Origin of the sequence: Streptomyces sp. NPDC051563, assembly GCF_044454225.1 — a bacterium.
In the GTDB taxonomy this organism is placed as follows: domain Bacteria; phylum Actinomycetota; class Actinomycetes; order Streptomycetales; family Streptomycetaceae; genus Streptomyces.
In genome coordinates this window covers 53,895-71,711 of record NZ_JBITDL010000031.1, presented here as the reverse complement: position 1 = coordinate 71,711, position 17,817 = coordinate 53,895, and the positions used below count along the sequence as shown (strand labels likewise).

The 17,817-nt window shown below is 73.9% G+C and carries 17 protein-coding genes; 14 read left to right on the top strand and 3 right to left on the bottom strand.

The features are described 5' to 3' along the window. The first annotated feature begins 437 nt into the window (after positions 1-437). Complete coding sequence (locus tag ACIA8F_RS30815; protein WP_399383678.1) at positions 438-1,292, top strand: BTAD domain-containing putative transcriptional regulator; 855 nt, start codon at positions 438-440, stop codon at positions 1,290-1,292. Between the two features lie 115 nt (positions 1,293-1,407). On the opposite strand, the gene ACIA8F_RS30810 is transcribed toward ACIA8F_RS30815, so the two are convergent. Both ACIA8F_RS30810 and ACIA8F_RS30805 read right to left on the bottom strand, forming a co-directional pair. Further along, a complete protein-coding gene (locus tag ACIA8F_RS30810) occupies positions 1,408-2,403 on the bottom strand; it encodes a BTAD domain-containing putative transcriptional regulator (protein WP_399383677.1) in 996 nt (331 codons plus the stop codon). A gap of 197 nt (positions 2,404-2,600) precedes the next feature. Continuing rightward, positions 2,601-2,897, bottom strand: coding sequence for a hypothetical protein (locus ACIA8F_RS30805; protein WP_399383675.1), 297 nt, complete (start codon positions 2,895-2,897; stop codon positions 2,601-2,603). Between the two features lie 279 nt (positions 2,898-3,176). On the opposite strand from ACIA8F_RS30805, the gene ACIA8F_RS30800 reads away from it, so the two are divergent. The 11 genes from ACIA8F_RS30800 to ACIA8F_RS30750 all read left to right on the top strand — a co-directional run bounded on the left by ACIA8F_RS30800 (position 3,177) and on the right by ACIA8F_RS30750 (position 14,709). Next, the gene (locus ACIA8F_RS30800) at positions 3,177-3,998 is read left to right on the top strand and encodes a BTAD domain-containing putative transcriptional regulator (RefSeq protein ID WP_399383673.1); all 822 of its coding nucleotides are present in this window, start codon (positions 3,177-3,179) and stop codon (positions 3,996-3,998) included. A gap of 94 nt (positions 3,999-4,092) precedes the next feature. Then, positions 4,093-4,896, top strand: a complete 804-nt coding sequence (locus tag ACIA8F_RS30795; RefSeq protein WP_399383671.1) for a thioesterase II family protein — start codon at positions 4,093-4,095, stop codon at positions 4,894-4,896. Beyond that, a complete protein-coding gene (locus ACIA8F_RS30790; protein ID WP_399383669.1) occupies positions 4,893-6,167 on the top strand; it encodes a beta-ketoacyl-[acyl-carrier-protein] synthase family protein in 1,275 nt (424 codons plus the stop codon). The genes ACIA8F_RS30795 and ACIA8F_RS30790 overlap by 4 nt, the downstream gene beginning before the upstream one ends. Then, entirely contained in the window at positions 6,164-7,420 is a 1,257-nt protein-coding gene (locus ACIA8F_RS30785) for a beta-ketoacyl synthase N-terminal-like domain-containing protein (RefSeq protein ID WP_399383668.1), read from the top strand. Before ACIA8F_RS30790 ends, ACIA8F_RS30785 begins: the two co-directional genes overlap by 4 nt. 801 nt (positions 7,421-8,221) lie before the next feature. Then, the gene (locus tag ACIA8F_RS30780) at positions 8,222-9,178 is read left to right on the top strand and encodes an aromatase/cyclase (RefSeq protein WP_399383666.1); all 957 of its coding nucleotides are present in this window, start codon (positions 8,222-8,224) and stop codon (positions 9,176-9,178) included. Then, positions 9,175-11,073 (top strand): acyl-CoA dehydrogenase, encoded by a 1,899-nt coding sequence (locus ACIA8F_RS30775; RefSeq protein ID WP_399383664.1) that lies wholly within the window; start codon positions 9,175-9,177, stop codon positions 11,071-11,073. Before ACIA8F_RS30780 ends, ACIA8F_RS30775 begins: the two co-directional genes overlap by 4 nt. Positions 11,074-11,272: 199 nt before the next feature. Beyond that, positions 11,273-12,031 (top strand): 4'-phosphopantetheinyl transferase family protein, encoded by a 759-nt coding sequence (locus ACIA8F_RS30770; protein ID WP_399383662.1) that lies wholly within the window; start codon positions 11,273-11,275, stop codon positions 12,029-12,031. 287 nt (positions 12,032-12,318) lie between these two features. Next, positions 12,319-13,806 carry a condensation domain-containing protein gene (locus ACIA8F_RS30765; RefSeq protein ID WP_399383661.1) on the top strand — a complete coding sequence of 496 codons (1,488 nt, stop codon included), beginning with the start codon at positions 12,319-12,321 and terminating at the stop codon, positions 13,804-13,806. A gap of 33 nt (positions 13,807-13,839) precedes the next feature. Then, positions 13,840-13,995 (top strand): hypothetical protein, encoded by a 156-nt coding sequence (locus ACIA8F_RS30760; protein WP_399383659.1) that lies wholly within the window; start codon positions 13,840-13,842, stop codon positions 13,993-13,995. Between the two features lie 3 nt (positions 13,996-13,998). Beyond that, the gene (locus tag ACIA8F_RS30755) at positions 13,999-14,196 is read left to right on the top strand and encodes a hypothetical protein (RefSeq protein ID WP_399383657.1); all 198 of its coding nucleotides are present in this window, start codon (positions 13,999-14,001) and stop codon (positions 14,194-14,196) included. 93 nt (positions 14,197-14,289) lie between these two features. Beyond that, positions 14,290-14,709, top strand: coding sequence for a pyridoxamine 5'-phosphate oxidase family protein (locus tag ACIA8F_RS30750; RefSeq protein WP_399383655.1), 420 nt, complete (start codon positions 14,290-14,292; stop codon positions 14,707-14,709). A gap of 72 nt (positions 14,710-14,781) precedes the next feature. Here the strand turns inward: ACIA8F_RS30750 and ACIA8F_RS30745 are convergent, their stop codons facing one another. Next, the gene (locus tag ACIA8F_RS30745; protein ID WP_399383654.1) at positions 14,782-15,252 is read right to left on the bottom strand and encodes a nuclear transport factor 2 family protein; all 471 of its coding nucleotides are present in this window, start codon (positions 15,250-15,252) and stop codon (positions 14,782-14,784) included. Positions 15,253-15,419: 167 nt separating this feature from the next. Between ACIA8F_RS30745 and ACIA8F_RS30740 the strand changes: the two genes are divergently transcribed. Beyond that, positions 15,420-16,892, top strand: coding sequence for an FAD-dependent monooxygenase (locus tag ACIA8F_RS30740; RefSeq protein WP_399383652.1), 1,473 nt, complete (start codon positions 15,420-15,422; stop codon positions 16,890-16,892). Positions 16,893-16,939: 47 nt separating this feature from the next. Next, complete coding sequence (locus tag ACIA8F_RS30735) at positions 16,940-17,638, top strand: antibiotic biosynthesis monooxygenase family protein (RefSeq protein WP_399383651.1); 699 nt, start codon at positions 16,940-16,942, stop codon at positions 17,636-17,638. Positions 17,639-17,817 lie beyond the last annotated feature (179 nt).

Here is a 17,817-nt window from a genome sequence, read left to right as displayed (position 1 = left end):
TTCATCGCCGGCCCCCCCCCCCCCCCCCCCCCCCCCCCCCCCCCGCCGGGGGGGGGCCCCCCCCCCCCCCCCCCCCCCCCCCCCCCCGCGCCCCCCCCCCCCCCCCCGCGGCTGCTCGGCGTGAGGAGCTGGGGAGAGATTTTCAGCCATGTCGCGATGGCTCTTTTGGACCGGTGCTCGGGTCGGTCGATGCGCCCATTTGATGGGGAACAGCAACAACTCAGCTTTGAGATCCAAGAGTTCGGCTCGTCATCCCCTTGAGGGCTGGCCGAGAACAGACCAGTCTCGGCCTCCAGGTACCGTCCGGGATTGACAAACCGACTGCGCTGTTTTGTTATCAAGGGGTCCGGTTGTCTGTGCACCCGGGCGCCGCCGGCGGGACGCGGGAAAAAAACGCGCAGGCCGTGAACCGGCCTCCAGTGATATTTGGGGAGAACGTGGACATCGAAGTGCTCGGTGCGCTGTCCGTTCGTGAGAACGGGGTGTCGATCACGCCGACGGCACCCAAGCCGCGGCAGGTCCTCTCCCTGCTCGCACTCCATGCCGATCAGGTGGTCCCCGTGGCCACCCTCATTGAGGAGCTGTGGGAGAAGAACCCACCACGCAGCGCACGCACCACGCTGCAGACGTACGTCCTGCAACTGCGCGATCTCATCGGTGTGGCGCTGGCGTTCGGCGAGAACGAGCGCTGCACCCCGAAGGACATCCTGGTCACCCTCCCCGGCGGGTACCGCCTGGAGACCCGTGGCGGGAGCGTCGACTACCGGGAGTTCGAGCGCAGGGCCGGCGCCGGCTACCGGGCGATGGACGCCGACGACTACCAGGGCGCCGCGCGCCGCCTGGCGGACGCGCTGTCGCTGTGGACCGGTCCCGCGCTCACCGACGTCCAGGCCGGCAGCCGGATCGAGACGGAGGTCAGGCGCCTGGAGGAACTGCGCCTGTGCGCGCTCGACCAGCGCATCGAGGCGGATCTGCGCCTGGGCCGCCACCGGGAGCTGCTGTCGGAACTGACCGTCCTGGTCAAGCAGTACTCCCTGCACGAGAGCCTGCACGGCCAGTTCATGCTGGCCCTGCACCGCTCGGGGCGGCGCGGTGAGGCCCTCAACGTGTACCAGCGGCTGCGCACGGTGCTCGTCTCCGAGCTGGGCCTGGAGCCCTCGGCCGCGCTGAGCAGGCTCCAGCGCTCCATCCTGATGGCGCACCCCGAGAGCCCGGCCCCGTCCAGGGGAGCCCTCCCGGTGACCGCCCCGCCCGCGGCGGGCCGCGGGCGGATCGTCGCGCGGACGAACTGACCGGCCGTGTCGCGCGGCAGGTGGCGGCATGACCTCTGAAGCCCTTCTCCCCGGCTCGCGAACCACGGCCGGGGGAAGGGCTTCAGTGCTGTGCGGGGGGCGTCGGGGGCGGCCGTCAGCGGCTCGCCGTGCGGTCCGCGGCCAGCCGCTCGAAGCGGTCGGCCAGCTCCCGGTACTGCCGGCTCAGGACCTCGATCTCGTGGCGCAGCCGGGTCACCTCGGTGCGCAGCGGGTGCAGGCCGTCCACCCCCGACGCCCCTCCGGTCTCTCTGATCTCGCTGATCTCCCTGATCCCGCCGAACTCCCCGGCTTTTCCGGCCTCCGGGTGCCGGCGGAGGCGGATCGACTCCATGCGGCCCCGCAGGACGGGACCCGGTTCCACCCCGAGGTCGTGCACGAGCCGGCTGTGCGCCCGGTCGTAGACGCCCAGCGCCTCTGCCTGGCGCCCGCACTGGTACAGCGCGGTCATGAGCAGCTCGTAGAACCGCTCCCGCAGTGGGTGAGAGGCCGTCAGCCGCGCCAGCTCGCCGGTGACCTCCCCGGCCCGGCCGGCCCGCAGGCAGGCGTCGTACAGCGTCTCCAGGGTGACGAGCCGGCTCTCCTCCAGCAGCGAGGCCTCGGCGGAGCAGATGGTGCCGCGCCCCGCCCCTTCCAGCGCGGGGCCGCGCCACAGCGCCAGCGCCTCGCGCAGGACCTCGGCCGACCGGGCCGGATCGGTGGCGGCCAGCGAGCGGCCCCGGGCCGTGAGGTGGTGGAAGCGCTGGGCGTCGGTGCCGGACCGGCCCAGGCGCAGTACGTAGCCCAGCGGACGTGTGACGAGCCACTCGTGGTGGCTTCCGGCAGAGCCGGAGCCCGAGCCCGATTCCGGCCCGGGCCCCCGGACCGGCAGCATCCGGCGCAGTCGGGCGACGTGGGTCTGGAGGGCGTTGGCGGCGTTGACGGGCGGGTGTTCGCCCCACAATTCGTCGATGAGCCGGTCCGCGGACACGACCTGTCCGGCCTTTACGACCAGCGTTCCCAGAAGGGCGCGCTGTTTCGCGCCGGCCGGTGTGATCCGAAAATCGGCGCCCTCGTCGAAAACCTGGACGGGACCCAGGATCCGAAACTCCATCTCATCCTCACCGGGGGAGAGTCGGCAGGTGCGCGGTCGAGGAGCCGTACGTGTACCCGGCATTCACTCGGAAATGACCGCGGAGCCATGCGCCCTTATCGGATCCTAGGCGCATCCCGATACGGATGGAGAATCAATCGACGTTGCTCGGGTATCTGTGGACTATTCCTTGAGGGAAACTCAGGCGTCGCGCGGATTCACCGACGGCCGCCGGTCAGGTCCGGAAAGCCCACGTACAGCCCGCGCTGGTGCCAGTTGCTCATCAGCCGCAGCAGGGTCCGCGGATCGGGCAGGCCCGGCAGGCCGTCCGCATCCTGCGGTCCGGGCAGGCACCGCGGTCCGGGCAGGTCGGGCGGGGCGGTCGGGTCGTGCGGCCCGGGCGGGACGGTCAGGGCCGGCGGCCCGGGCGGCTCCGCGGGCCCGTCCTGGGCGATCCGGTTCAGCAGGCCGCGCATGAGCGGGTCGCCGCCGAGCACTGTCGAATCCGTTGCCATGGCCGGAAACCTAGCAGCGCCGCCTAGAGCGCCGGACGAGAACTCGGGCGGGCGGTTCCGAGGTGGCGTGCCGGACGCATGTGCGCCAGCCCCGGCGGTTGCATTCGAAAGCCGCTCAAGACGCACTCAATTACTGCATATGAAGCGGTCGGGGAAGGATAAGGTGCCCCTCGTCCGCCGTCGACGGCAAAAGACAAGAGGGGCCGGAAGGCGACAGTATCGAAAAACTCGAACACCGGCTTGTTGTCGACCTTGGCCGGCAAGGCGCGGAGGAGAATCATGAAGATCAAGGTCCTGGGTCCGTTGAATGTCGAAGTCAACGGTATATCGGTGGTCCCGACCGCGGGCAAGCCGCGCCAGATCCTGGCGCTGCTCGCGCTCTACCCGGGCAGGGTGGTCCCCGTGCCCACGCTGATGGAAGAGATCTGGGGTACCCACCTGCCGCAGAGCGCACTGACCACGCTTCAGACTTACATCCTCCAGCTGCGCCGCAGACTGGGCACCGCGATGGGCCCGGACGCGCCCGGCACGGCCAAGGACGTGCTCGCCACCCGGTACGGCGGCTACCTGCTCCAGGTCCCGGCCGAGGCGGTCGACGTACGCGCCTACGAGCGCCTGCTGGCCGAGGGGCAGCAGGCGTTCGAGGACGGCGAGGACGAGCGGCTGGCCAAGTGCCTGCGCGCGGCGCTGGACCTGTGGGAGGGTCCTGCGCTGGTCGACGTGCGGGTGGGACCGATCCTCGACATCGAGGTGATGCGGCTGGAGGAGAGCCGCCTCGTGGCGAGGGAACGCCGCATCGACGCCGACCTGCGGCTGGGCCGGCACATCGAGCTCATCGCCGAACTCACCGATCTGGTCGCCCGCCACCCCCAGCACGAAGGGCTGCACTCGCAGGCGATGGTCGCGCTCTACCGGTCGGGCCGGCAGGCCTCCGCGCTCGACGTCTACCGCCGGCTGCGCCAGCGGCTCATCGACGAGCTCGGAGTGGAGCCCTCCCCGCAGCTCCAGCGGCTCCACCAGGCGATGCTCGCCGTCGACCCCCGCCTGGACGTGGCCTGCGGACCGCGGCGCAGCTCGACCTTCGATCTGTACGCAGCCTGAATCGAGTACCACTCAAGCCGCAGGGGACACGCTCGGGCCGCGGCGGCGCCGTACGACGAACGTGCCCGCACAGCTTCCCGGAGGAGGGCGACCGATGGCTTCGCTGACGACGGCAGAAGGGGCGGCGGGGCGGCGGGTACGGCTCCACTGCCTGGCCCACGCGGGCGCGGGGGTGGCCAGCTACCGCCGCTGGCCCGTGGCGGCCGGGCCGGATGTGGACGTCGCGGCGCTGGTGCTGCCGGGCCGTGACAGCCGGCGGCGCGAGCCTCGCGTCACCGGACGCCCGGAGCTCTTGGCGGATCTGCTGCCCCCGCTGATGGAGGCGGCCCGGTCCGGACCGTACGCGCTGTACGGCCACAGTCTGGGCGCCCTGGTCGCGTACACGCTCACCAGGGCGCTGGCGGACGCCGGGGTGCCGGCGCCGCTGTTCCTCGCGGTGGGCGCCTGCCTGCCGCCGCACGCCAGCGCCGCCCTGGTGGCCGCGGCGGACCTTCCCGACGACATGCTCCTGCCCCTGCTGGCGGACCTCGGCTCGCTGCCCAAGGGTGCCGCCGCCCGTCCCGGCGGGCTGTGGCGCCGCAGCGTGCTGCCCGTCCTGCGCGACGACCTGCGCCTGGCCCGGGCCCTGCGCCAGGCCGCCCTGGACCCGGTCACGGGAGGCTCCGTCGACCTGCCGCTGCTCGTCTTCGCGGGCAGCGACGATCCGCTCGCCGTGCCCGCCGCCTTCGAGGAGTGGCGGCAGTGGACCACCGGGCCGATCACCGTGCGCACGGTCGACGGCGACCACTTCTTCGCGGGCGGGGACGTACTGCCGGCCCTGGTCGGGGCGGCCTGCCGCGAGTACGGGGCGGACGCCGCCGCGGTGGCCGCGGGCGCGGGGCCGGGAAGTGCCCGGTGAGGCGCGTGGTCATCACCGGGGTGGGCGTGGTGGCACCCGGAGCGGTCGGCACCCGCAGGTTCTGGTCCCTGCTGACCTCCGGCCGTACCGCCACCCGCAACGTCACCCTCTTCGACGCCGCCCGCTACCGCTCGCGGGTCGCCGCCGAGGTCGACTTCGACGCCGCCGCGCACGGCTTCACCCTCGCCGACACCGAACGCCTGGACCGGGCAGCCCAGTTCGCGCTGGTCAGCGCCCGGGAGGCGGTGGCCGACAGCGGCCTGGACGCCGTACTGGCAGTGGGGAACCGGCTGCGCACGGGGGTCAGCCTCGGCAACGCGGCGGGCTGCGCCACCGGACTCGCCACCCAGTACGCGCTGCTCAGCGACTTCGGCAGCACCTGGACCGTCGACCACTCCCGGGCCGCCGAGTGCCTCTACGACTACTTCGTGCCCAGCTCGCTGGCGGCCGCCGTGGCCCGGGACACCGGCGCACAGGGTCCCGTCAGCCTGGTCTCCAGCGGCTGCACCTCCGGCCTGGACGCCATCGGGCACGCAGCCGACCTGATCCGTGAGGGCAGCGCCGACGTGATGGTCACGGGCGGTGCGGAGGCACCGATCTCCCCCATCGTCATGGCCTGCTTCGACCGCATCCGCCTCACCAGCCCCCGCAACGAGGACCCGGCCACCGCCTCGCGCCCCTTCGACCGCACCCGTGACGGCTTCGTGCTCGGCGAGGGCGCCGCCGTGCTGGTCCTCGAGGAGCTGGAACACGCGCGCCGCCGGGGCGCCCACGTGTACGCCGAACTGTCCGGCTTCGCCTCGTACAGCAGCGCGCACCACATGACGGGGCTGCGGCCGGGCGGCGAGGACATGGCCGACGCCATCCGGGCGGCGCTCGACGAAGCGCGGCTCAATCCGGTCGACGTGGACTACGTCAGCGCACACGGGGCAGGCACCCGGCACAACGACCGGCACGAGACGAGCGCCTTCAAACAGGGACTGGGCGACCACGCCCGGCGCGTCCCGGTCAGCTCCATCAAGTCGATGATCGGACACGCCCTCGGCGCCGCCGGGGCCTTGGACGTGGCCGCCAGCGTCCTGGCCATCGAGCACAGCACGGTGCCGCCCACCGCCAACCTCCACGAACCCGACCCGAGCTGCGACCTTGACTACACACCGCTGTTCGCCCGGGAGCAGCGCACCAGTACGGTCCTGAGCGTCGCCAGCGGCTTCGGCGGCTTCCACGCCGCCACCGTGCTGACCCGGCCCCGGCTGCGGGAGACGGCATGAGCGGCCCCGGCAGCTCGGACGCGGGCGGGCGCGGCCCCGCCGCGGGCCGTGCGCTGATCACCGGCATCGGCGTGGCCGCGCCCAACGGGCTGGGTACCGGGGCCTGGTGGAGCGCCGTGCTGGAAGGCCGCAGCGGCATCGGCCCGATCACCCGCTTCGACGCCTCCGGCTACCCCGTGCGGATCGCGGGCGAGGTACCCGGCTTCGTCGACGAGGACCACATCCCCAGCCGGCTGCTCCCCTCCACGGACCGGGTCACCCGACTGAGCCTGGTCGCGGCCAAGGAGGCCTTGGAGGACTCGGGCGCCGACCCGGCCGCGCTGCCCGGCCACCGGGCGGGCGTGATCACCGCCAGCTCCGCGGGCGGCACCGAGTTCGGCCAGCGCGGGCTGGCGGCATTGTGGGGCAAGGGCGCCCAGTACGTCAGTGCGTACCAGTCCTTCGCCTGGTTCCACGCGGCGGGAACCGCCGAGATCTCCATCCGGCACGTGCTGCGCGGCCCCGCCTCCGCAGTGGTCACCGAACAGGCGGGCGGGATCGACACGCTCGCCCGCGCCCGGCGCGAGATCCGCAAGGGCGTGGGCCTCATGGTGAGCGGAGGCCTCGACTCGGTCCTGTGCCCCTGGGGCTGGGCCGCGCACCTGGCGGACGGCCGGCTGAGCACCGATCCCGATCCGGCGCTGGCCTACCGGCCCTTCGACGCGGAGGCCGGCGGCCACGTCGTGGGGGAGGGCGGCGCGCTGCTGGTGCTGGAGGACGAGGAGGCCGCCCGCGCGCGCGGCGCCGCCGGGTACGCCGTGGTCGCCGGGTGTGCGGCGACCTTCGACGGCGGGCCCGGGGAGGAGCGGCTGCGGGACGCGGCCGCACTCGCGCTGGCCGACGCCGGGGTGCGCCCGGACGAGGTGGACGCGGTGTTCGCCGACGGGGCCGGGGAGCGGGCCGCGGACCGGTCCGAGGCCCGGGCGCTGGCCTCGCTGTTCGGGCCGCGCGGGGTGCCGGTCACCGCGCCCAAGTCGATGACGGGCCGGCTGGGCGCCGGGGGTTCCTCGCTGGACCTGGCGGCGGCGTGCCTCGCCCTGCGCGACAAGGTGGTGCCCCCGACCACCGGGACCCGGAGGGTCGCCGCGGACTGCCCGCTGGACCTGGTGACGGGCCCGGCGCGGGAGCTGCCCGGGCTGCGGACCGTACTGGTGCTGGCGCGCGGGCGGGGCGGCTTCAACTCGGCCGCGGTGCTGCGGGCCGCCGACGCCTGAGCGGCTGGGACCTGCCCGTGCGCGGCCCTCGTGCGGAGGGCGGCGGGCGCGGGCAGGGGCGGGCGCGGGCGGCGGCCCGAAGGTGCGACGGGCCGCCGCCCGCGGGCACACCTGCGGGCGGACGCGAACCCGCTCCCGCCCGCGCCCGCCCCCTCCGCGGCGGGGCAGAACCGGCACACGGACGCCCGCGGCACACGGACCCCCGCGGCACACGGACCCCCGCGGCACACGGACCCCCGCGGCACACGGACGCCCGCGGTCGGCGCGCGCGGCTGGAGGCCGCCCACCAGGACGGGGGTGGCCGGGTGGGCGGCCGGGCGGTCGCGAGGCGCGCCGGGACGGGGGAACCGCCCGGGGCGCCGCAGGCGCCGCCGTCAGGTCGACGACGCCCGGACTTCCGCCAGCCGAGTCTCGAAGGCCGGGCTCGCGGGCCGCTCAAGCACAAGTGGCGGGCGCTCCCGCGCGACCGGCGTCCGACCGGAAAAGGGGAGGCCGGGCCTTCGGATCGAGGCGGACCCTCCGGGCGGCCGGAGCGGCGCTCCAGTCAGACCCGTTCGGTCTGCGAGCGGTTCCGGACAGTGTCTTGTGCACAGCCGTCAGCCCAGGGCCGTACGACAGCATCTGTCGGTGGCCCTCAGCGGCAGGCGGACGGGTCGCCGGTGCGAGGGTCACCGGCCCAGTGGCGCCACCTGCCGGGCGGGAGCGGAGTCCCGTCGGCAGGGCGGTGCCGCGGCCCGGACGCCGCAGCCCGGACGCCGCCGGTCGGAGCCGGCCGGCGTACCAATGAGGAGGGTGTGGAAGATGTCGGATGCGCGTGTGCACCGCACGGTCCACGAAGTGATCACGGCGGCCCCGGCCGGAGTGATGTACGGGCTGATCGCGGACGCCACCCGGTGGCCGTTATTCTTCCAGCCCTGCGTCCATGTCGAACAGCTCGACTTCGACGGGTCGCGGGAGCGGCTGCACATGTGGGTCACCGCGGGCGAGACCGTCAAGTCCTGGGTGACCAGCCGGCACCTGGACGTGGAACGGCTGCGCGTGGAGTTCACCCACGACCTGCCCGCCGCACCGACGCGCTCCATGAGCGGCGTGTGGACGGTGGTCCCGCTCGGCGAGTACGCCTCCAAAGTCACCCTGGAGCACGCCTTCACCGTGGCCGGGGACGTCCCCGCGGACGTGGCCTGGGTCAAGCGGGTCACCCTGGAGAACAGCCGCGCCCAACTGGACCGGCTGGCCGAACTGGCCGAGCACTGGACGCGCCTGGACGACCTGGTGTGGTCCTTCGAGGACACCGTACGGGTCGAGGCACCCGGCGACCCCGTCTTCGACTTCCTGTACCGGGTGCGGGACTGGCCGGCCGGACTTCCGCACGTCAACCGGCTCGACCTGGTCGAGGACGAGCCCGGCGTCCAGGTGATGTCCATGGGCAGCCTGTCCATCGACGGCGGCGCGCACAGCACCGAGTCGGTGCGCATCTGCTTCCCGGGCGCGCAGCGCATCTGTTACAAGCAGACCCGCACCTCGCCCCTGCTGACCGCGCACACGGGCGAGTGGACGGTCGAGCCCGACGGGGCCGGCGTGATCCTGACGGCCCGGCACCACGTGATGCTGTGCGAGGAGAACATCGAGAGCGTGCTGGGCGAGGGCACCGACGCGGTGGCCGCCGGCCGCCACGTGCGCGAGGCGATGGGCCAGGCGGGCCTGTCCGTACTGCGCCACGCCGCGCAGTACGCCATCGACTCGGTCCGCGTCCTGTGACCGCGGTCCAGGACTCCACGACCCCCGTACGGGACACCCACGCACCCGTACGGGACACATGTGCGGCGGCACCCGCCGCCGCTTCCGTGCCCGCCGCGGCCTCGAGGCGGGCCGAGGCGCCCGCGCCGGACGCAGCGTCCGGGCGGGCCGTCGGGTCCGCGCCGGCCGCCGTTCCCTGGCGGGCCGCTGCGTCCGAGCGCGCCGCCCGGCTGGAGGCCGCCCTCGGCGACCCCCACGACCCGGACAACCCGCACGGCCACGTGGCACTGCTGCGCGCCGACGAGGCCCGCGAGGCACCGGCGGCCACCGAGGCACTGCTCGCCGAGGCGGGCCTGGGCGCCGAGTTCGTCCCGTACGACCTCGGCGGCCGGCTCACCGACCTGGAGGAACTGGCGCGGGTGCTGCGCCCGTTGTTCCGCCGCGATCTCGCGCTCGGCTACGGATTCGGCATCACCTCGCTCTTCGCCGCCTGCGCGGTGTGGACCGCGGGGGACGAGCCGCAGCGCCGGGCGCTGGCCGCGCACCTCCTCGACGGCGGCCGGGTCACGATCGTGCACCGCGAGGTCGCGCACGCCAACGCGATCCTGCGCAACGAGGTCGAGGCGACGCCCGGACCGGAAGGCGGCTGGGTGCTCAACGGCCGCAAGGACGTGGTCATCAACGCCCACCGCGCCGAGGCCTTCGTCATGTACGCGCGCACCGCGCGCGAGGACGGACCGCGCAGCCACTCGGTGCTGCTGCTCGGCCCCGAGCCGCCCGCCGCCAGCGAGGTGCGCAGGCTCGGCCGGGTCGAGATGCCGGGCATGCGCGGCGCGCACTTCTCCGGACTGGAGTTCCACGAGGTGGCCGCCGGTCCCGGGGCACTGGTCGGCGAGGTCGGCGAAGGGGTCTCGCTGGCCCTGCGCAGCTTCCAGATCAGCCACTGCCTGATTCCGGGCGTGGTGCTGGCCGGTGTGGACAGCGTGCTGCGCCAGGCCGTGCGCGCGGCCGTCGAGAACCGGTCCGACGGACTGCCCGCCCGGCGCTGGCAGAAGGTGCTCGCCGGGGTCTTCGCCGACCTGCTGGCCTGCGACAGCATGGCCGTCACCGGGCTGCGCGCGATGAGCCTGCTGCCCGAGGACGCGTACCTGCTGGCCGCCGCGGTCAAGTACACGATGCCGGACCTGCTGCGCGAGGACCTGGAGGAGCTGGCGACCGTGCTCGGCGCCCGCGGGTACGACCGCGGACCGCTGTACGGGGGGTTCCAGAAGCTCGTACGGGACCTGCCGGTGGCCGGGCTCGGACACGCGGGGACGGCCGTGTGCCAGGCGATCCTGGTGCCGCAGCTGCCGGCGCTGGCGCGCACGGCCTGGTTCCGCACACCGGAGCCGCCGGCGGCGCTGTTCCGGCCGGGGGCTCCGCTGCCCCCGTTCGACCACCGCCGCCTCGCGCACTCCGGTACGGACGACCTGCTGACGGCCACCCTGGTCGGCGCGGCCGGCCGACTGGCCGAGCAGCGTTCCGGCTGGGCCGACGGGTCCGCGCACGCGGTGCTGGCCGGGTTCGCGCAGACGTTCGTGGCGGAGCTGCGGGTGCTGAGGGCGCGGTGCGCCGCGCTGGGATCACCGGCCGGCGGCTCCGGATTCGACGCGCAGGCCTGTGCGCTGGCCGACCGGTACGCACTGGTGCTCGCCGCTGCCGCGGTGCTCGGCACCTGGGAGGGACAGGCCGGAACCGGATCGTTCCTGGAGGATCCCGCCTGGGCCGTGCTCGCGCTGAGCCGGATCGCCCGGCGGCTGGGGGCGGCGGTGCCGGACCTTCCCGAGGGCGTGGTGGGCTCCGTGCTCGGCGAGGTCCTGGGGCGCTGCCGGGAGGGGCGGAGCCTCGATCTGTACGGGACGGCGCTGGCGGGTTGAGGCGCGCGGTGACCCCGCCCGCCCTGCCTTCCGGCCACGGCACCGCAGACGTGTCGGGGCGGTGGACGAACGCCCCGGCCAGATCGCCGTCCGTCCGCGGGACCGGGACGGACGGCACTACATGCAGGAGACGACGATGGACCAGGTGAGATGCGCCGCCCCCCTCCGTGTGCCGCGGCCGCACGGTCCGTGGCACGGGGTGAGGGAAAACCTGACCGGGCTCGGCAACGCCGTGGTCCACGCGACCTGGAGCGAATGGCTGCCCAGCGTGCTGACCACACCCCGGCTGCGGGAGCTGCTCGGGCCCGACTGGGACCGCTACCGGCGCACCCGCGACGCCACCGTGCGCTACCGCTTCGCGGCGGCCCGGCTGCTGATCAAGTACACCGCGGCGGCGGCGCTCGGCATCCCGCCGGAACACCTCGACCTGGCCTACCGGCTCGGCGGACGGCCCTACCTGCGCGGCTTCGACCAGATTGAGCTCAGCCTGTCCCACACCGGCGACCTGATGGCCGTCGGGCTGAGCCGCACGGGCCGGATCGGCGTGGACGTGGAGCCGGCCGGCCGCAACGTACGGCTCGACCTGCTGGAGGCGCAGATCCTGACCCCGGCCGAGACGGCGGAGATCGCCGGGATGCCCGAGGCGGAGCGGGTCCCGTACGCACTGAAGCTGTGGACCCTCAAGGAGGCGTACAGCAAGGCGCTCGGGCAGGGCCTGCGGCTCGGCTTCAAGGAGTTCGGCTTCCAGGAGTCCGGCCCCGGGGGGGCGCGCCTGCACGCCCCGGACGGCAGTGCGGCGACCCGGGGGGAGTGGGGCTTCGCCACGCACCCGGTGATGGGCCGCTACCTGCTGAGCACGGCCTGCCACGACGCGGGGCTGTCCACCGCGGGCGACACGTCGGTGGGAACGATGCTCGACCAGGGGTTCCTGTCGGCGATGCACCAGGGCGCGAGCTGAGCCACGGGCCGTGACCGGGCCCGGGTCGCCGGCCTGCGGCGCCGCCGCGGGGCGTCGGCCGCGCCGCGTCGCATGCGCCGCGCCGCTTTCGAAGCCTCGGTCCGGAAGCGTCGGTCCTGAGCCGTTCCGTGGTCGTCCTCGAGGCGCGTCAGCGCCCTGCCAGGTCCCCGGCAGCGGGTTGCTCCACGGTGGGCCCGGGAGTATCGCGCCCTCGGGCGTCCCGCTCCCCGGGTCTTCCGGTGTTCCGGGCCCGTACCGGATGAACTGGACCGGAGGAGGGCGACCGCATGGCCAGGCCGAGCCGCCCGCACACGGGCCGGGGACGAGGCGGCCGCCAGCCGGGCTGGTCCCTGCCGCTGACCTGGTGGCAGTACGACCTGCTGCTGGACTCGCTGGAGCACCGCGGCACCGGACGCCACGTCGAGCAGCTGTCCTGGCGCTGGTGCGGACCGCTGGACACCGAGCGGTTCACCGCTGCCTGGCAGTCCGTCACCGACCGGGAGACGGTGCTGCGCGCCGCCGTCGCCTGGGAACCGCGGCCGCACGTGGTCCTGCACGAACGGGCCGCCGCCGACGTCGTACGCCACCGGGCCGGCGGCGTCGACTGGGACGAGCTCGTGGAACGCGAACGGCTGCGCGGCTTCGACCTGCGCGGGCCCGGACCGCTGCGGGTCACCCTGCTCGACGACCCGGTGCCCGCCGCGCCCGCGACGCGCGTGCTGCTCACCTTCCACCACGGACTGCTGGACGCCTGGAGCGTGTTCGTCCTCCTGGACGAGTTCTACCGGGCCTACCTGGCCGGCGGCGCGCTGCCCGGCGGCGAGCGGCGGCCCGACATCCGGGACTGGGCGCGCTGGCTGGAGGACCAGGATCCGGGCCCGGCACGGGAGTTCTGGACCCGCGCGGTACCCGCGGGCGCGCCCGCCGTGCTGCCCGCCGCGCCGGGCCCCGACACGCTGGAGAGCGGCTGCGGCCGCGCCGAGGCCCGCCTGTCGGCCCAGGAGGCCGAGCGGCTGTACCGGTGGGCCGCGGCCCTGGCGGTGTCCGACTCCACGGCCCTCCAGGCGGTCTGGGCGCTGCTGCTGTACCGCGGGGCGGGCCTCAGCGGCTCCGTGCAGGTCGGTTTCGGCGTCACCGTCTCGGGGCGCGGCATCGCCCTGGAAGCCGTCGAGCGCCTCCCCGCGCCGATGCGCAACTGCCTGCCGATGTCCGTCCAGGTCGACCCGGCGCACCCGCTGGGCCGGCTGCTGTCGGCGCTGCGCGACCGGGCCCTGGACATGGCGGCCTACGAGTGGGTCTCCGCCGGGCAGATCCACGAGTGGACCGGCCGGGCCGCGGGCGCCGATCCGCTGCTGGCCAGCCTGGTGGCCGTCGGGACCATGCCGCGTCCGCCGCGGGAACTGCGCGCGGGGCTGGCCGACCACGGCGTGCGGATCGAGCCGCTGTACGCGAGCGGCGCGCACACCGCCTTCCCCGTCGCCCTGCTCACGCACCGCGACCCCGACGGCTCGCTGACATTGACCGCCGCGCACGACCGGTCCCGGATGTCCGCGGCCGACGCGGCCCGCCTGGTGGGCCACTGCGCGCGGCTGCTGCGCGAACTGCCCGCCACCGGCGCCGAGACGACGCTCGCCCAGGTGCTCGCGGTCCTCGAAGGCGAGGAGCCGCCGCGGATCGCCCCGCGGCGCGGATCGGCCGCCCAGCGGGCGGCCCGACTCCGACTGCACTCGATCGGCGATCGACCCGACGTCGAGCGGATCCCGAGCGGATCTTGACACCGTGGGGCGACCCACCGTGAAGGAGCCGCCATGTTCGCCTACGACGTCAGGCAAGATTTCCGCGAGGTCGAGATGTACTTCTTCGGCTTGGTCCCGGTGGGGGCCCCGCCGCTGCGGCTGGCCGGTGCGGACGAGGACGACGCGGAGTTCCACGAGGACTCCGCCATCGTCCGCGGCATCGACTAGCCCGTGTCCTACGGCACTCCACCCGTCGACCGGCTCGCCCTCCCTCCCTCCCCGCCGCGCTCCGCCCACCTGGCCGTTCGCGTCGCGCGGCTGCGCCGCGCGGTCTGGCTCGCCGTGCGGGGCGCGGATCCCCCCGCCGGCCGCTTCCGCGCCGTCCGGACCGGCCGGGCCGTCCCGAGCGGAAGCCGCCCCCTCGCGTAGCACCGTCCCGGGGCCCGCTGCCCCGCGCTCACCGTTCAGGAACCCGGAAGACCTCGGGGACCTGGCGACCTCAGAGAAAGAAGGATCCACCCGATGTCGCTGTCGAAGCAGCGCGCCGGCGCACCGCGGGTGTCGCCCTCGGTCGAGGCGTTCCTCAACGACCCCGAGCACGTGGGCGTGCTCACCACCGTCAGGCCCGACGGGCGGCCGCACGCGGCGCCCGTGCGGTTCACCTGGGACGCGGCGGCCGGCCTGGTGCGGGTCATGACCGTCGACTCCTCGCGCAAGGCGCGCAACCTGCTGGCCGGTCCCGGCGGCCGGGTGGCGATCTGCCAGGTGCAGGGATTCGCCTGGGTCACGCTGGAGGGCGCCGGCACGGTGGTGCGCGAACCCGGTCGGGTGGCCGAGGGAGTCAAGCGGTACGCCAAGCGGTACTGGTCGGCGCCCCCGAACCCGCCCGGCCGGGTGGTCATCGAGATCGAGGTCGACCGGGTGCTGACCCTCAACGCCTGACCGGTTCCCGTGCGGCCCGGGCCGCGCGGCGCCGGCCTCCCCGGCCGCGCCGCGCGCCCCCGTACCGCGTGCCTACGCGGCCGGCGGGGGAGTTCCGTCCACCCACAGAAGGCGGAAGGACAGCCGCGTCAGCCGCCAGCCGTCGGCGGTGCGCAGGGCCGCGCCGTCGACGAAGGTGCCGGTGGTGAACAGCGGCGCGAGCGTGCCCCGCGGCGGGACGTGGTGCGCGTGGTGCACGTGAGTGGAGAGCAGGTTGGCGCGCAGGGTGGCCCGGTCCCCGTCCAGGACGACCACGGCGGGGGAGCCCAGGTGCTGGGTGGCGGCGAAGGCCGACAGGGCCGTGCGGTGGAACCCGGCCAGGCCCGCGGTGCCCTCGTGCCGGCTCATCGGCGGGAAGGCCACCACCGCGTCCGGGGTGAACAGTTCCGCGGCCCAGGCGTCGTCGAGTTCCTCGTCGTCGAGGGAGACCAGATAGCGGTTCAAGAGGGCTGCCACATGAAGGCTCGCGGTGCCGGATTCTTCGAGTGTCTCGGTGGAGTTCATCCTTGAGAATCCGCCTGCGCCGGCCCGTCCCGGCAAGTCCGCCTGACAAAGATCTGACATTGCCGACGCTTTTCTTTCATTGATTTGTACAAGGTATGTATCCATCGCTCTTTACGTCCCGCCCGGGCCCTCGTGATACTGGCCGAACACCAGTGGGAAGAGGCGGGATGAGCACCTTTGATGTAGATGCCATTGTCGTGGGAGCCGGGCCCACCGGACTCATGCTCGCGGGCGAGTTGAGGCTCAATGGAGTCTCCGTGACAGTCCTTGACAAACTAGTCGAGCCCATCAAGGAATCCCGGGCGCTCGGCTTTTCTGCGCGGACCATCGAGGAATTCGCCCAGCGCGGACTGATAGCCCGATTCGGCGAGGTCGGTGTGATCCCGGTCGGTCACTTCGGCGGAGTCCCGCTCGACTACCAGGTGATCGAAGGCGGCTCGTACGGCGCCCGCGGCATCCCCCAGGCCCGTACCGAGGGCATCCTCGGCGGCTGGGCGCGCGAACTGGGCGCCGAGATCCGCCGCGGCGTCGAGGTCACCGGCCTGGCCCAGGACGCCGACGGAGTCACGGTCACCGCACAGGGCCCGGACGGCACCCTCACCCTGCGCGCCCGCCACGTGGTGGGCTGCGACGGTGCCCGCAGCATCGTGCGCAAGCTCGCCGGCATCGACTTCCCCGGCACCGAGCCCGCCATCGAGCTGCGCTTCGCCGACGTGGCCGGCGTACCGCTGCGCCCGCGCTTCAGCGGTGAGCGCGTCCCCGGCGGCATGGTGATGGTCATCCCCATGGGCCCCGACCGCAGCCGCGTCATCTACTTCGACAGCGCCGAGCCGCTGCGCACGGGCCCCGAGGCGATCACCTTCGACGAGGTCGTCGCGTCCTGGCGGCGTCTGACGGGCGAGGACATCAGCGGCGCCACCCCGCTGTGGGTCAGCTCCACCACCGACAACAGCCGTCAGGCCGCCGAGTACCGGCGGGGCCGGGTCTTCCTGGCCGGCGACGCCGCGCACATCCACCTGCCCATCGGTGCGCAGGGCATGAGCGCGGGAGTCCAGGACGCGGTGAACCTCGGCTGGAAGCTGGCCCTGGACATCCAGGGCCGGGCCCCCGAGGGCCTGCTCGACACCTACCACACCGAGCGGCACCCGGTCGGGGCGCGGATCCTGACCAACACGCTCGCCCAGCGCATCCTCTACCTCGGCGGCGACGACATCACCCCGATGCGCGAGGTGTTCGCCGAGCTGGTGGACAACCACGAATCGGTCCGCCGCCACCTCGTCGGCATGGTCACCGGCCTCGACATCCGCCACGACGTCGGCGCGGGCGACCACCCGCTGCTCGGCCGCCGCCTGCCCGACCGGGCCCTGGTCGTCGACGGCGAGAAGACCTCGGTCTTCGAGCTGCTGAACGCCGGCCGCGCCGTACTCCTCGAACTCGGCGGCGACCACGGCCTGGGCGGGGCGGCCGCCGCCTGGGCCGACCGCGTCGAGGTGGTCCGCGCCGACCAGCCCGACTGCGACGCCCCGGTGGCAGGCATCCTCGTCCGCCCCGACGGGTACGTGGCCTGGCTCGCGCCCGAGGGCGCCGGCACCGAAGGCCTCGCCGACGCCCTGACCCGCTGGTTCGGCCCCGCCAGCTGAAGCCGCTCCGTCCGCTCCGCCCGACCCTTCACAGGAAGCGAAGAAGAATGCCTTTCATCTCCCTCGAGGACAAGCACCTGACCGTCCTCAACCTCTTCACCACCGACGCGCCTGAGAAGCAGGACCAGCTGATCGAGGAGATGCGCAAGATCGTCGACGCAGCGACGTACGAGGGCTGGATGAACAGCACCGTGCACGCGGGCGTCGACAGCCCCGGCACCGCCAACTTCATCCAGTGGCGCAGCGGCGAGGACCTGGAGCGCCGCTACGAGGGCGAGGAGTTCAAGCACCGCACCCTCCCCGTCTTCGGCGAGATCACCACCTCGATCAAGCTCCTCCAGAACGAGGTCGCCTACACGGTCACCTCCGACGCCCTCGGCGGCAAGGTCGAGGTCGGCCCGCACCGCGACGACTACACCGTCCTGGCCGTCTTCGCCGTGGCCGACGACGGCCAGGACGAGGCCATCGACGCCCTCGGCAAGGGCCAGGAGTTCCTCGCCGACGTCCCCGGCTTCCGTTCGCACGTGGTCCTCAAGGGCCTGCGCGCCCGCGGCCTGGACGACAAGTTCGTCGTCTCCTACGCGCAGTGGGACAGCAAGCAGGCCTACGAGGCCTACCGCGACCAGGCCCCGGAGGCGCAGTCCGCCGCGCGCCGGGAAGCCCAGAACCGCGTGGCCGCCGTCGCCATCGGCGCCCCGCAGATCAACTCGTACACCGTGGTGCACTCCCGCTCCGCAGGCGAGTGATCCGGCGCGCCCCCCACGGCGCGACGGGACCGCAATGCCCCGGACGCCCGGCACCCCGCTCGGGGAGCCGGGCGTCCCGTGCACCTGCCCCCATTCCATGAGAAGGCGAGCGGAGCAACCGCTCCGGCAGAATTCGAGAATCCCGCGTGCGGCGCGCGATCGCCGGGCGGGACCGTCGA